This is a genomic window from Ehrlichia minasensis (assembly GCF_004181775.1).
Classification (GTDB): Bacteria; Pseudomonadota; Alphaproteobacteria; order Rickettsiales; family Anaplasmataceae; genus Ehrlichia; species Ehrlichia minasensis.
Window position 1 is genome coordinate 1 of sequence record NZ_QOHL01000027.1, and the last position, 15695, is coordinate 15695.

Below are 15695 nucleotides of genomic sequence, written 5' to 3' on the forward strand. Positions count from 1 at the left end.
AACTACATCAGATGTAGCAGGTATACCTAAGATGGGTACTGGTAGTAGAAAAGAATCTAGACCTGTTACAGAAGCTTCAAGTACAATGGATGTTGATTCTATGTCTCAAAGAAGTACTGATAGTGGTGAAAGAGTAGCTAGTTCTGTTGTTAACACTACAAATCCTCTGTATCGTAGAATGGGACGCAAACAAGATATACCATCAGATATTAATTTGCCTTCTAAAGTTTCTATAATTATTCCTTCAAAAGAGGATTTAAGAGATTTGCTAAAGCGTAAATTTGAGTATAGAGGGTTTGTGTGTGCCATGTCTGCTGAAGCGTCAAGAATTCAAGACATGTATAAACAATCAAAAGAGTATTCTTATATTACTTACCCTGACTTTATTAGAGTTTTAGCTGATGTATTCGAATATAAAGATATAGTAAAAAATAGATTAGAGTCATTATTAATGGATGTAGTTTCTGATGATGTATGGGAAACACTTGATAATGATCGCAAGCAAAAAATAGTGTTTTGTGCAAAGGTTATTTATTCTTGTCCACTACTATCAATATATTTTAATAATGTGAAAGGAGAAATAGCAAAATTAAGTACCAAAGATATTGATTTGTCAAGTTTATCAAATGATTTTGTTAATCAGGTTTGTGATAGCTTAGGTAAAATAGAAATTTATAGAACAGTGGTTGATTATGTGGATGAAACTAAAAGTTTGTTAAAAGAATATTTAGAATTTTTAAAAAACGGTGATATACGTGGTGTTAACTTAAAAGAAGATAGTATAATTATGCAAGGTATGGAATGCTCACAAGAATTGTTTTCACAGTATTCTACTATATGTAAAATAAGGAGTAAGTTAATGGGCTTTTGTGAACATCCTGTCCTTGATAGTGTAGCAGTACAAATGCATTTACGTGAGAATTTAGAAATTAGTATTTAAATATTATATATGAGTTTTTAAATTTTTTGTTTTTTGAATTAAGTTAGCTTTTTTATTTATTGTAAATGATATAAGTTTGTTTAAAAGTTGGTGATGGTGTTTTTTATTAATACTTAAATAGTGGTATATTTAAACATATAAATCTGCAAAATATAGAGTATGTACATTTTTTTTGGGAAAAATTTATATATTTGTTTAATTCTGTTGGAATTGTAGTAATTATACATCTAATATTTATAGATGATTATACGTTATGTTATGCTTATTTATATAAGTTAAGTAATGAGTTAAATCATTTTTATAATAAGTATAAGGAAAAAGTATAATCAAATTTATATCATTAGTTATTTAGTGTGTATTTTAGATACTATCTACTCTATGAAGTCATTTAATTTATTAGGGTGGTTTTCTCAAGTGGATGTTTTGCATGCAAGTAAAATCATCATAGTAAATAATATTTTCGAAAAGAAGTAAATCTATGTTTAAGTAAGTTTGAATCATGTATTATGTCAGCGTATGATCTATATTGTGAAACTTCTTGATAGATGTATTTTTGATGGAGTTAACTGTAATGTTATTTTCTAATTATACTGTTTATTAATATTGTTTTTATGTATGTGATTTTATAGCAGGTCATACATTATTATGTAATGAAAAAAAGTAATACTGATAAAACAATAATTTATGATGTTTCTAATAACTAATATTTAGTAGTACAAGATACTAATAAGTATATATTATTTGTAAATATATTAATAAAAAGTATTGTTCTTTTATTATATAAATTAAAAAATATATCTTCATATTATATATTTTGATCTTTATATCTAGTTGATTCCAAAAACGTAATCAAGAACAAAAAACAGTTTAGATGATTTATAATGTGATAAAAAAACAACTAATATATTAAGATATTAATAAAGATTATTTACAAATGCAATATAAACATGTATTGTGTTCAATTCTAGTAAATGTGACGTAAAATTACACTCTATTATTTAATATATTTTTATTAGTAAATAATAATATAGTTTTTAAATATTTTAATAAATTATATTTTTTTTCTAATAAATATTAATTAATAATATGGAAGTTAATTATAAAGCTATAATTGGAATAGTGATTGGTATTGTAGCTGCAGCGTTAATAACAATTGCAGTATTAACTGCACTGAATGTTATACCTGTGGCCGTGTGTTTACAATTAGGTACTGTTTTTGCAAGCGCAGTTGCTGGAAGTGTTGTGGTTTATGCTAAAGAGAAAGTGTTTGCGTGGTATGATAAACAACAATATGAAGATAGGACATCAGTTCCTTTTAAAATGGTTGATAAAGTTTTATCTGCAAGTGATGAAAAGGTTGCGAAATACTCAGATAAGGCTGTGCTATCTAATGATACAATAAGTAATTATAATAATTATCCATTTTTTCCTGAATTTCATAAAAATTTTAATAAAATATTGGATAAATTATCATTAGATGTTCGTTTTGGCAATGTAAATCAAGAACTATTCAATACTTCACTTTCACCTAGAGAACAAGCGTTAGCTACATTATCTGCTAGATTGATTTGTAAGCGACCTGAAATGTATTTAATATATTCTGAACCTGTACGTAGAGGTATAGCAGCAATTGCTAAATTGAAGATTAACGAAAAATTTGAAGGTTGTGCTTCTCATGATGTGAAATCTTTATTGAGAAAGCAAGTAAGAATTAGTGATTATAATGCGTTAGAGCAAGAATTGAAAGGTGTAATGCTTAAGCATACAAAAGATCCTATATTTATGAAGCTATTGCATGGTTTAATGGATATTGATAAATTTAGCGGGAAAAAACAAATAATGAATTTAGTGAATCTTTTTAGTTCTTATAAATATTATAGTATATATAGTGATTCTACTGTAGAATATTATTCTGATATGGCATCTGAGCTGTTGAAGCAGATAAATAATAAACAAGGGTCGGAAGTTGATGTAAATAGTGAAAGTAATAGTTTTCCCACATATAAAACTAGTAATGATGAAAAAAGTATACATGATAAAAAAAGTTCTAGTATTTCAAGAGATACATATAATGCTGATGATCAAGGGTTAGAAGAGAATTTTGCTAGTAAAATAACAAGAGGTAACAGTTCAAAAATGAGAAGAATATGAAGTTATCATTTTCGTAAAGTAATTAAGTGTAAAATTGTTGATATTAAAATTGTATGAATTTATTGTGTTAGAGTACATTAATATATGTTTATTTAATATTTAAATGTTATTGATATTCTCTTATTTATGAATTGGTGATGGATAATAGTAGTTTATATCAATAGATATGGAATAGATATATTTAAATTGACAAATCTATTAATATCTTTACAATTAGAATATAGTAAGATATGTTGATGGTATGCATTGTGATCTATATTTGTTAAATTATTGTTAAAAGTTTATGAACAAACCTCAGTCGCTTTACTTATTTTTATTTTTACTCTGTGTTACTATTCTTGCTTTTACGGCTGCTATTTTGGCTTTTCGTTTTAAAGATAGCTTAACAGTACCGCACCTGGATATAATTGCTCCTGTAGTTATGTCAGTATTAGCTGTTGTTTTACTTATCAGTATTGCACATTTGGTTATGCAGTATCGAGGTACTTCTGTAAACCTTCAAGATATGCCACCAAGAATTGCAAGAGAGGATCAGATGGTTTTATTTGTACCTTTTTCTGGAGAGCAATTGAGTAGACTTAGTCTTAATAATAATATTATTGATGTTAAATATAATGTAGTTGAATCAGGTAAAAGGTTAATAGAGCCAAGAAAATTTGTATTAGATGTAACTCAGTCATATGGATTTTGTCCTACAAAGAAAATTCAAGTTGTAGTGAATAGTGATAGTAAATGTCAGTTGCTGTTCACTAATGAAGAGATTGCGCAAATAAATGAACCAGGTATGTATTTTGTTGTTAGTGGAAATGCATCAATTGTTAAGAGTAATTTACAAAAACTGAAGCTTAATATTAAATATCCAGAAATAAGTGATAGTAATTTATTATTAAGTTGTGAATATCAAAAAATATGTACAGGATCAATGGAAGATTTACTGTACATCTTAAAATCTCAAAATATTCAGAGTGGTGAAACTGTATATGAGAAGTTATTGAGTGATATATTTGTAACATGTCCAAATAGAAAAGATCAAGTAGTTCCTGATAGTACTTCTGTTGCTTTGTCTGGTAAAGAGTTGTGGATTAATACAAATTCTGGTAGATTGGCTTTATCTTTGATGAAAATCCTTGGTCCTGAAAAGACATTAATTGATCTAGAGGACTTGAAAAATAAGGGTAGCCCTCTATATAATAAAATCATTTGGGTAAAAGATTACGTGGCAAACAATGTGTGTCATGTTAGTGAATCTTCTGTAGGTTTAATATTTAATAGGGCAAAAGGTATATTTTGTAGAAATATTGCAAGAATATCTAAATATTATTGTGTACATGATGATAGGGTTACAACTTCTGGTCAGAAGTTTAGTTCTGTGTTAGCTGAAGCTATGAGAAAAGACGAAAAGTTGTTGATTACGATGGCTATTGCTTCTTATTCTTGTGATGGTACTGCAAATGTTGATGCTGAAGCGAATTACTTTATTAGAAGTATATTAGCGCTGGAGCCACAAAAGAGTGATCCAGTGTTGAAAGAAGTAGAAGAATTGTTAGGTAGTAATCCGTATAAAACAATTGATGTTAATAATATAAAATTTGCTGGATCAAAAGTCTGTGCTGTGATAAAAGAATTGGTAAGGGGTAGTACTGGTTGTACTGTTCAGTCCATAATTAATGCTGCAAGAATGTCTATACTGGAAAAGCAGTGGGATAGTGTACCAGTAACTAGAACTATGGGTTCTACTATGAATATTGGATATGTGCAAAAGATATGTTACTATAACAGAAGAGAAGTAGAGGTTAGCACAGAAGAAGAGGTTTGTAGTATTGTTGATGACGTTGCTTCTACAAGTAGTACTCAGAACTTGATTCTTCCTGGTAATGTGCAATAAAATGTTTTTCAGTGAAAATGTAAGTTAATAATAGTGTGATATGTTATTTAAATCTTGTACTAAGACTATAGGAGATGCTGTTGAAAAATTGATACTGAGTAAGTATGGTAGAAATAATATTAATAAGCTTGAAGTACTTCTTTTCTTAAATTGGAAAGTTATTGTTGGAAAGGAAATATCAAAGATTGCTCAACCAAAAAAGTTATTGTTTTTAGATAGTGTTAATACAGGCGTTTTATATCTTATTGTAAATAATGGAGGTGTTGCTGTTGATATACAATATGCAATACCAGTCATTATAGAGAAAATTTCTGTTTTTTTTGGGTTTAAAGTAGTACATGGGATAAAAATTAAACAACAAGCTTGAGTAATTTAAAAATTTGTTCATGTATATTATAATGTGATGATCTAAGTAGGGAGTTATAGTATTTCTGATAATTATTCTACGTAAGTTCTTACATCATCATGTTTTGCTAAGTAATTATGTTAAATTATATAAAATTTAAGTTATAAATTTTTCTTCTTAGTACTAATATGGTGCATAGATCTAAGTTGTTGTCATAGTATGGAATTTAAATTGCTAATTTCATTCTTGAAAGTATTTGTTAAATACAGTTATGTTTACTCTATTTGTAGTGATGTTGTATTTGGGAAGTTATAACAATTATAAAATTGTATAAAATTTAAGTTTATAATGTTTTTATTGTTAATGCTGATATAATGGATAGGTGTAGTTTATCGTTTAATATAGATTTATATTATCAGTTTTATAAATATTTATTAAGTAACAAGTTTGGTTATATTTAATAATTTATATATTATTATAATATAGAGTTATATCTGGAAAGTTACAGCACTTGCGTTAATTATTCTATTATGAAGTATCATGTTACTAGCTAGCTGTTAAATTACGTAAAGTTTAAGTTTATAGTATTTTTGTTGTTAATGCTGATATAATAAATGGATCTAAATTGCCATCTAATACAGAATTTACGTTGCCAATTTCATATCCTGTACGTACATCCTTTACCATTTGGTATGGATGCATAACATAAGATCTAATTTGGTTTCCCCAACCTATATTGCATCTTTTATTATGTTCTTCTGTCATTTTTTTTTCTTTTTCTTGTAATTTTAATTGATAAAGTCTGCTTTTTAGTAAATTATGTGCTTCAGCTAAATTTTGATGTTGTGATCTATTATTTTGACATTGTACTACAATTCCGGATGGTATATGTGTAATGCGTACAGCACTTTCTGTTTTATTGACATGTTGACCGCCTGCACCGGATGCTCTGTATGTATCTATTCGTAAATCTTTATCTAAAACTTCAATATTGATGTTTTCATTTGTTATTGGAGAAACTAATATACTTGAGAAAGTAGTATGACGTTTAGCATTTGAATTAAAGGGGGAAATCCGTACTAACCTGTGGATTCCATTTTCAGTTTTTGACCAACCATATGCATTATCACCTGTTACTTTTATTGTTGCAGATTTTATTCCTACTTCTTCACCATCTAACTTGTAGACAATTTCTGTTTTGAAGTTGTGGTATATTTCTGCCCATCTTACGTACATTCTGAGAAGCATATTGGACCAGTCATTGCTTTCTGTGCCACCAGCTCCAGATTGAATTTCTATAAAGCAATCATTGTGATCTGCTTCATTTGAGAATAAACATTCAATTTCTTTTTTTTGAATTCTTTCTTTTAGCTTTGTTAAGCCTATTTCTAGTTCATTAAGTAGCTCATCTGTGTCATTTTTTACAATATCTAGTAATTCAATATAATAATTGTATTCTTCTTCTAGTTCTGTAAATGAAGTTAGAATTTTAGATATTCTAGCACGTTTGGATAGTACATTTTGTGCTAATGCATTATCAGCCCATAAGGATGTACTAGAACACTGTGCATTAAGATCAGCTAGTAGATTGTTTAAATTATCGATGTCAAAGATAACCCCGAATGAGCTGTAGAGCCTTACCTAAACTTACCAATTCTTCGTCAGCATAGGATTTTGTTATCATAATATTGTAAGAAAAAGTTAACTATTAGATTTTACTCGATTTATTAGAATGTACAACAAAAATAAGCATAATAACAATTTTAACATAAATGCCATAATCAAATAACTAATTATAGGATACAGAACCTATATTGTGAAAGCAAGATATAAATTATTAATAAAGTATCAACCTTGTGAAATTGCTATTAAGGAAAAAAATCAAACTTAGTAAAAAAGAAAATGTATTATTCAATATGCTTACATTTTTTAATAATAGCACAAATTGAATTAGTAACAATTTTATATGTATTGTAATTTTAACAAAAGGTAAAATTGCTATCTATATATTGTACATCATCATTGTTTTCTAATAAATCCATTAAACTTGAAATTTTCCTTTGTATTTCTTCATCTTCTATTTTTAAAATGTCACTTGGTTTCCAAAATAGCCTAGAGAATTCGGCATCAGAAAATTTATTGAATAATTGGTCTCTTACATTACCAAAATCTTGAATATTGCAAGTAACATAATACATTTTTTCTTGACTTTCATCTTGTGTCACTTCTTCAACATCTAAAGCTTGTAATTCTATTGCAGTATTAAACAATGAATCAAAACTATCAATACATGCAGCTTTGTATGCTATTACTCCAACATGATTGAAAAGGAAATTTACACTTCCAGATTCTCCAAGTTTCCCATTGTATTTTGATAAAGCATGTCTTAATTCAGCTGCTGTTCTGTTACGGTTATTAGTTAAAGTTTGAATCATAAGAGCTATGTTGCCTGGACCATAACCTTCATATACTACTTCTTCATAATTGTCGCTTTGTGTATTTCCAGTTGCACTTTTAATTGCTGCATCAATCCTATCTTTGGGAAGATTCTCTTTTTTTGCTGCAATAATTGCTGATCTTAACCTAGAATTGAATTCTGGATCTGGTAGCCCTTGTTTTGCGGATACAATAATTTCCCTTATGAGTTTTGTAAATCTCTGAGCTCTTTTTGCATCTTGAGCTCCTTTTCTATGTTTTATATTTGCAAATTGTGAGTGACCAGCCATAATTGATTACCCTTTTATTTTAAAATTCTTCCTGTATGTTTTTCTATGATACTAGCTAAATTTAAGATGCCTCCTTCATCGTAGTAGTTTCCGATTATTTGTAAGGAGAGTGGTAAATTGTTTTTTGATAGTCCTATTGGAACAGAAATTGCAGGTAGTCCTGCTAAACTTGCTGGAACAGTGAATACATCATTTAAATACATTGTTAATGTGTCAAGTTGTTCATTTATTGAGAAGGCTTCTTTAGGTGCAGTGGGTGTTAATATATAGTCAATTTTTTTAAATGCTTTAATAAAATCATTTGTGACTAGCCTTCTTATACACTGTGCCTTATTATAATATGCGTCATAATATCCTGATGATAAAGCATATGCTCCTATTAGTATTCTTCTCTTTACTTCTGTTCCAAAATTATGTCCACGTGTTAATTGATACATTTCGTTAATATCATCAGATGATACACGTGTTCCATATCTTATGCCATCATATCTTGCAAGGTTGGAAGATGCTTCAGCAGAACATATAATGTAATATACAGGTAGTGCATAACTTGTGTGTGGTAAGCTAATTTCTATAATTTCAGCGCCTTCATCTTTTAAGTATTGAATACCTTTGGACCACATTTCTGAGATTTCAGTGTATTCTTGATGCTTACCTGATAATTCGTATTCTTTTGGGATGCCAATACGTGTACCTTTAATTTTGTGTGTGATATTCTCAGAGAATTTAGGGACATTTATGTTAGCAGAAGTTGGATCTTGAGTATCGTATCCACAAATTGACTGTAGCATCAGTGCAGCATCTTCTACTGTACGTGTTAATACACCTGCTTGATCAAGAGAACTGGCAAATGCTATCATACCTGATCTTGAGCATCTTCCATATGTTGGTTTTAAACCAACTATACCGCAAAATGCTGCAGGTTGACGTACTGATCCTCCTGTATCACTTCCTAAAGCTCCAGCACATAAAAAACCTGCTACAGCAGCACTTGAACCTCCTGATGATCCTCCAGGAACAACTTCTGCACCGTCTGCTCTTATCCATGGATTCTTTACGTTTCCAAAGCAGCTGTTAGAATTTGATGATCCCATAGCAAACTCATCCATGTTTAACTTTCCTAACATTACAGCTCCATTATTGAGTAGTAATTTAGTGACAGTTGCATCATATTGAGGAATAAAGTTTTTTAGTATATTGGAGCAAGCTGTTGTTCTAACATTTTTTGTACAAAATAAGTCTTTTATGCCTACTGGAATTCCAGTTAATGGTGTTATATTGTCTTTTTGATGTGTAAAAATGTGGTCTGCCTTTTCTGCTGCACTTAAAGCAATTTCTGGTGTTTTGGTAACAAAAGCATTTAGCTTTTCGTTATCAACAGCTTCAATATGGAGTTTGGTGAGTTCTACAGCAGAGAATTCTCTTTTTTTTAATTTATCATGCATTTCTGCAATGGATAGTTTTAAAATGTCTTTCATGTTTGAGTAAATGAGATAAGAGTGGGTACAAGTTACCATATTATATTTAATAAAACAATTAAATTTTTTGAAATGGCTTTAATTATGTAATACGTTGTTTTTTAGTTAAGTGTTTGTAGTTAGTAAGGTTTTCATGATTTGATAGATTGTAATTTATGATAAAAACAACTATGAAAAACTGTATTATTTAGTTATACAGTTTATAGTATAGAGATTTGCAAAATTTTTCTAAAAGTCAATTGTAATGTTCAATAAATATGGATATTTTATTAATAACGATATTAATAGTATTGACATATATCTTGTGAAAATTATTTGTGTGAGTTGCTTTTAAAATAAGGAGAGAAAGTATGGTATACATGCCGCATTGGCCAAAACCTTTAGGGTTAGCACCGGCTGATCTAGTTTCTGATATGATACCTAGTAGAATGTATAGTTTATTAAATAATTTAGGTAATCCTGAAAAGAAATTACCTCCAGTAGTGCATGTTGCTGGAACTAATGGCAAAGGGTCAACAATATCTTTTATGCGTTACATTTTGAATTCTGCAGGTTTAAAAACTCATATTTACACTTCACCACACTTAATAGAATTTAATGAAAGAGTTGTACTTGCTGGAAACAGGATATCTGATAAATATTTATATGAAGTTTTAGAAATTTGTAGAGAAGCAAGTGCAGATATACCTGTTACTTTTTTTGAGGGTACAACTGCAGCAATATTACTTGCATTTTCAGAAATTAAGGCAGATATTGTCTTATTAGAAACAGGTGTTGGTGGACGTCTTGATGCAACAAATGTAGTGTCTCCAATATTGAATATTATTACTTCAATATCGTTAGAACATACAGAAGTATTAGGTGATACAGTTGAATTAATAGCTGGTGAAAAAGCTGGAATAATGAAGGAGAATGTTACTTGTGTTATTGCTCCACAAGATAAAGAGTCAATAATGAATGTTTTGGAATATTATGCAATTAAAAACAATGTTCCGTTATATCGGGGAGGTATTGATTGGTCTTGTGATAGGAAAGGTGATAAGATGCTTTTTAAAAATAATATAGAAGAATTACTTTTCCCGTTACCTTCATTGCGAGGTGAGCATCAGATAATAAATGCAGGAAATGCAATAGCTGCTTGTAGTATACTTTCTGGTAAATTTGGATATAATATAGATTATGAAAATATTGTTCAAGGTTTAACACAAGCTTATTGGCCAGCTAGATTGGAAAAGATCACAACTGGTTTCTTGTCTAAAATGATTCCTCAAGCTTGGGAGTTATTTTTAGATGGGGCTCATAATCCCGCTGGAGCTGAAGTGTTATCACGTTGGATACAGAATAATGAATTAGGTGATTTATATATTATTTTTGGAATGACTAGAGAGAAGAATAGTGTTGAGTTCTTAAATTATTTAAAACCTTATGTGAAGTTTTTGGCTAGTGCATGTGTAAAATCTGAACCAAGGGCACAGACTGCAGAAGAGTTGTTACAAACTGCATTGTCATTAGGGATAAAGGCAGTTGCGTCTAGAACTTTATCTGATGCAATTTCTAAAATATTGGAAGTAGGAGATCATAATAAAAAATCTACAATTTTAATTTGTGGGTCATTGTATTTAGCTGGGGATGTTTTATTAGAAAATAATATTTAACATCAGATGCTTAGTAAGCTTTTTTGAGAAATTTTTATATAAGACAACTGTATTGTAATAGGTGCTATACCATGAATATTAGATTCAGCTTTAGTATATTGTTGGCTATAAGCTATGGTGATTGATAAAGTATGGAGTTTAATAGTATGTGTTTATTATTTAGATAATATTAAACTTTTACTATACTTTCAATGATTAACATCTAACTTATCAATTATTTTCTTCACATGTTAATGCATGATCTTTCTTAACACATTTTTTAAATTTAACAGTTAGTAAGACAATTCCCTTACTATTAAAAGAAATATAAGCTTGCAAAGTATGTTATAAATCATGTAGCAATGATAATAGTTTGGTATAGGTGAACTTTAAAATTTTTAATTTTACATATAATTTAATGTTGTGCTTTTGTTAATATGTAAATGATGTAGCATGTAGTCTATAGTTTTGTTATTATTGACTTTGATAAATATTTTACTAATCCGTAATGAAGATAAGAGTTGGGACAAGAGGAAGTGTTTTAGCTCTAGCACAGACGCTAGAAGTTACAAATTTATTAAGTAGCTATTTCCCTGAGATGGACATTCAAGTGGTAGAAATTAAGACTTCTGGGGATATAAATAATAAAGTTCCAATAAATACTATAGGTGGAAAAGGATTATTCATAAAAGAAATAGAAGAAGCATTATTAATAGGTGAAGTAGATTTAGCTGTGCATTCAGTAAAGGATATACCAGCTTTTTATTGTGATGGATTAGTTATTCCTTGTATATTGAAACGTAGTAGTCCATATGATGTTTTTGTATCTTCTAAATATCAAGATATAAAATCACTGCCTCTTAATGCAACTGTAGGTACATCTTCTATAAGAAGAAAAGTACAATTAAATTATCTTCGGCCAGATCTTCAAGTAATACCTATTAGGGGTAATATAGATACTAGAATACTAAAGTCTAATATTGGTGAATTTGATGGGATAGTGTTAGCAGAAGCTGGATTAATCAGAATAAATAAATGCAATGTCATAAAAGAAATTTTGGATAGTAAAGTAATGTTAAGTGCAGTAGGGCAAGGTGCAATTTGTGTACAATGTAGAGTTGATGATTATAATATAATCAATAAAATAAAAGTTTTGAATTGTCATAAGTCTTATGTTTGTGTAATGGCTGAGAGGAGTTTTTTGAAGACAATAAATGGTTCTTGTGATACACCATTAGCAGCACTTGCTCAGTATGTTAATAGCGACACAATTTATATGTCTTGTATGCTTTCAAATGAAAAAAAAATAGCGTTTTCAGATTGTTATTTTGAAGAGTGTAATGCAGAAAAATCAGGTATTGATGTAGGAAAGAAACTAATCAATGAATTATATGGTAATTGTTGAATATAATTCAAGTTTATTTATATGAAACAATAGTTGTTGATGTGTGATTTACACTTTGTAAGTTTATCTGTTTTCAATAGAAAAGAGATTGTCTTACTAATTGTTAATAAAAAAAAATGTGTTAAGAAAAATCAGATATTAAAATAGAAATAAGCTAATTAATAATAGTATAGTCATTACTAGGTATATAATTTAAAAGTTTATTATATTAAACTGTTGTTGTTAATTATATATTTTCATAGACAATAGATTATCTATCTTAGTTGTAAGTTAGAAAAATGTAGTTAAGGAAAATTATGCATTGATATATAAAATAAACTGATTAGATGATAACTATGTCATATATTTAATTTTTATAAAGAAGTTAGTTATTCTATTAATTAATTAATATTACAGTATGTGGTAGGTGTAAGTTTAGTATTGAGCATGATTTTTTTAATATATGTGAGTAGATTAGTTATTATTACATCATAGTATATAATCATTGTGGAGTGTGTTAGTTGGTTATTACATATAATATGATAAGCTGTATTGATTATTATAAAAAGTATTATCTATAGAACAATCCTAAACATATGTGTAATAATTATATGTTTTTTAAATAAATTTGTAAGTTATAATCTAATACTTCTATGATAAATCTGGTATTATTCATTGTGTCAAGTTGACTTGTCAGTTAGTATGTTAAGAAGTATATAAATAATAACTATATAGTTAAAGATTGATATTATTATAAGAGCTACTTAATTGTTTTAAAAGTTAGTACAGTCTTGATTTTTTTCATATCCCTATATTTTAAATTAATAAAATGATAGACGTGTTTTATCATATAACTTAATACTTTAGCAATTCTTATATATCATAACTTTATAGTTGTAGGACATGTAATTGTCAATATGAAGTGTGTGTATATTTATAATTGTTAGATATGTTAAATAATTCAGGTTTAAAATCAAAGAAAGAAAGAAATGATATTTTATGTTCTAAGTTGGCAGGTGTTCCAGGACTACAGGTAAAAGAAATTATTCAAATGAGTGAATTGGGTATTGGGGATACGGTAGTAGTACGTCCTTCTAGATATTCTAACCCATTTTGTGTACCAAGTTTTTTGTTTAAAAATGGCACCAAATCTTTAGTTTGTGTAAAGTGTAGATTACCAAGTAATGTTATCATTACGGATCCAGAGTTGAATGCTTTAATAGGTTTAACTAGGTTGAGTAGTGTATGGAAGCGCATGGTGGAATTTAGCGCATACATGTTAGTTGATGAAAATCAAATGTCGCACCTGCATAATGTTGTAGTATCGAATGGAGAGTTTTGTCCTTTGAATGGTAAACTTGGTAATATGCTTTGTAATTATGGTGACGTCATATTATCAAGGCAAGGATGTTATAAAACAGCGCATGAAGAAGCAAAAGATTTGGTAAATATTGCAGGTTTAAAAGCAAATTTTATATTGCCATTTGACAGTGACACTAGAGAATTTGAGATACCTAGATATGATGGACCTCGTGAAAATGAATTTGGATACAAATATGAAAAATGTAGGTTGCCTAAACCTGAGTGTAGTACACCTGCTTTAGGATTAGAGGAAGATCTTTTAATGGAAGTGCAACAAAGTGAAAATGGTTGTCTTCCGATGTGTAGAAAAGAAAAAGAGCTACGTTTAGTAAGTAGCGAAGAATTATATAGTAAAAAATTAATAAGTGGCAAAGGATTACCTAATAAAAAATATATCTCGGATTTAGCTTGTAGTATGTGGGGTACACAGTATTTAGAAGTAATGAGAGAATATAATAATGATTTATGTAAAGCACTATCATCATTTCAAACTGTAGTATTAGATTCAGCTGTTCAAATGGGTAATACTGGTCCTAATAACAGAATGCAAGTACTTATCAGTAAATCTAAAAATGGATCATTACCTATTACACATAATACTGGAAGTGGGTGTTTATTTTTACTAAATTGTAGAGTATCAACTAGCGTTATAATAAGAAATGAAACTTTAGTTGAGTTGGTTGGTAATGCTCTTAATAGAGCAAAAAATGGACATGTAAAAGTAAGCATGTACGTTTTTGTTGAAGATGAGAAAAAAGATGAGTTTCTTGAATCAGTATTTGGTAATGCTTCTAGTGGATGTTGTAATGTGCCGTCAAGTAGAGCAAGTAATTTGCAGATGTCAGTGGTTACGTGTTATGGTACGTTAGTATTATCTAGAGTGCATGGTGGACCTTATGATAAGTTTTTTAATGAACAAGAGTGCTTGGAAAATCTTTCAGGTTTATATCCAGATTTTTTGTTAGAAAAAGAACAAAAGGATAGTTTGTGTTGTCCATGCATTCCAAGGCATAAAAGAGAGAAAGAGTCAGTTTTATTAGGTAATCCAAGATTAGAAAATTATAAACAGCATCTAGAAGATTTAGAATATGATATGAAAAATGCATCAGCACCACTGCGACGTGCAAAAGTATCTTCAGATGGTAAAGGTACTGTGTCACACTCAGTGTATACGTGTAATTTATCACATTTAAGTGAAAGTGTAGAAGATCTATTAAATGCTGTGAATAGTGATTCAGATGTATTGCCATCACCATGTTTGAGAGAAGTGTCATCATTAGTAGGATGTGCTAATACTTCTAGTGGTGTAGTGCGTAGTAATACTAAGTAATTAATCTAGAATTTTTTAAGAAAAAGTTTAAACATTTGTATAAGTGCATCTTTAACTCTATTATGAGATATTGCAACAATAACTTCTATATTGATTATTGTATCTGATGTTGTGTTACTAATTTAGAGTAATTAATACATTTGGTAAATATATTGTAGAAGTTTTGTAAGTTTATATTGTGAGAGTTAGAAAATGTCAAAACTTCAGTATTTCATATGTATAACTGTGCAGTATATATTTAGGTGTATGAAAAAGAGTAATGTCAGGTAGTTTATTTATAAGAGTAGTCTGTAAGAATTTTACTGTGTGAGTAAGTACAAATGATTAAGTAAAACTTAAAATTTAATGATGTTATGCAAATATTGTCTAATGCTAATAATTGATGCATTTAATTGTGAGACTTCGTCAGAGTTTTGTGAGCTTTATGTTTTAAGAGTTAGAAAATGTCAAAACTTCAGT

At 28.9% G+C, this 15695-nt stretch carries 10 protein-coding genes; 7 read left to right on the plus strand and 3 right to left on the minus strand.

All coding sequences use genetic code 11. The annotated features are described in order from the left end of the window. The 4 genes from DRF75_RS05085 to DRF75_RS04415 all read left to right on the plus strand — a co-directional run. Nucleotides 1-940 (plus strand): hypothetical protein (locus DRF75_RS05085; RefSeq protein ID WP_165375563.1); only part of this gene is annotated, 940 nt, incomplete at its 5' end. 1086 nt (nt 941-2026) lie between these two features. Next, complete coding sequence (locus DRF75_RS04405; RefSeq protein WP_129992732.1) at nt 2027-3091, plus strand: hypothetical protein; 1065 nt, start codon at nt 2027-2029, stop codon at nt 3089-3091. Nucleotides 3092-3449: 358 nt separating this feature from the next. Further along, nucleotides 3450-4976 (plus strand): hypothetical protein, encoded by a 1527-nt coding sequence (locus DRF75_RS04410; protein ID WP_165375564.1) that lies wholly within the window; start codon nt 3450-3452, stop codon nt 4974-4976. 40 nt (nt 4977-5016) lie between these two features. Then, the gene (locus DRF75_RS04415; protein WP_045171469.1) at nt 5017-5343 is read left to right on the plus strand and encodes a DUF721 domain-containing protein; all 327 of its coding nucleotides are present in this window, start codon (nt 5017-5019) and stop codon (nt 5341-5343) included. Between the two features lie 558 nt (nt 5344-5901). On the opposite strand, the gene prfB is transcribed toward DRF75_RS04415, so the two are convergent. From prfB to gatA, 3 genes are all read right to left on the minus strand, one after another. Next, nucleotides 5902-7006 (minus strand): peptide chain release factor 2 gene (gene prfB, locus DRF75_RS04420; protein WP_240729894.1). Its coding sequence is split into 2 segments (ribosomal slippage): nt 5902-6930 and nt 6932-7006, totalling 1104 coding nucleotides; the frame shifts between segments, so codons are not numbered across the junction. A gap of 295 nt (nt 7007-7301) precedes the next feature. Beyond that, nucleotides 7302-8048: a YebC/PmpR family DNA-binding transcriptional regulator gene (locus DRF75_RS04425; protein ID WP_045171474.1), complete on the minus strand. Its 747-nt coding sequence runs from the start codon at nt 8046-8048 to the stop codon at nt 7302-7304. 14 nt (nt 8049-8062) lie between these two features. After that, complete coding sequence (gene gatA, locus DRF75_RS04430) at nt 8063-9526, minus strand: Asp-tRNA(Asn)/Glu-tRNA(Gln) amidotransferase subunit GatA (RefSeq protein ID WP_129992735.1); 1464 nt, start codon at nt 9524-9526, stop codon at nt 8063-8065. A 350-nt stretch (nt 9527-9876) separates the two neighbouring features. Here gatA and DRF75_RS04435 point away from each other — a divergent pair, with 350 nt between their 5' ends. The 3 genes from DRF75_RS04435 to DRF75_RS04445 all read left to right on the plus strand — a co-directional run bounded on the left by DRF75_RS04435 (nt 9877) and on the right by DRF75_RS04445 (nt 15236). Further along, nucleotides 9877-11181 (plus strand): bifunctional folylpolyglutamate synthase/dihydrofolate synthase, encoded by a 1305-nt coding sequence (locus tag DRF75_RS04435; protein WP_045171478.1) that lies wholly within the window; start codon nt 9877-9879, stop codon nt 11179-11181. Nucleotides 11182-11668: 487 nt separating this feature from the next. Then, nucleotides 11669-12565 carry a hydroxymethylbilane synthase gene (hemC, locus tag DRF75_RS04440; RefSeq protein WP_045171480.1) on the plus strand — a complete coding sequence of 299 codons (897 nt, stop codon included), beginning with the start codon at nt 11669-11671 and terminating at the stop codon, nt 12563-12565. 928 nt (nt 12566-13493) lie between these two features. Beyond that, complete coding sequence (locus DRF75_RS04445) at nt 13494-15236, plus strand: DUF3023 domain-containing protein (protein ID WP_129992736.1); 1743 nt, start codon at nt 13494-13496, stop codon at nt 15234-15236. Nucleotides 15237-15695 lie beyond the last annotated feature (459 nt).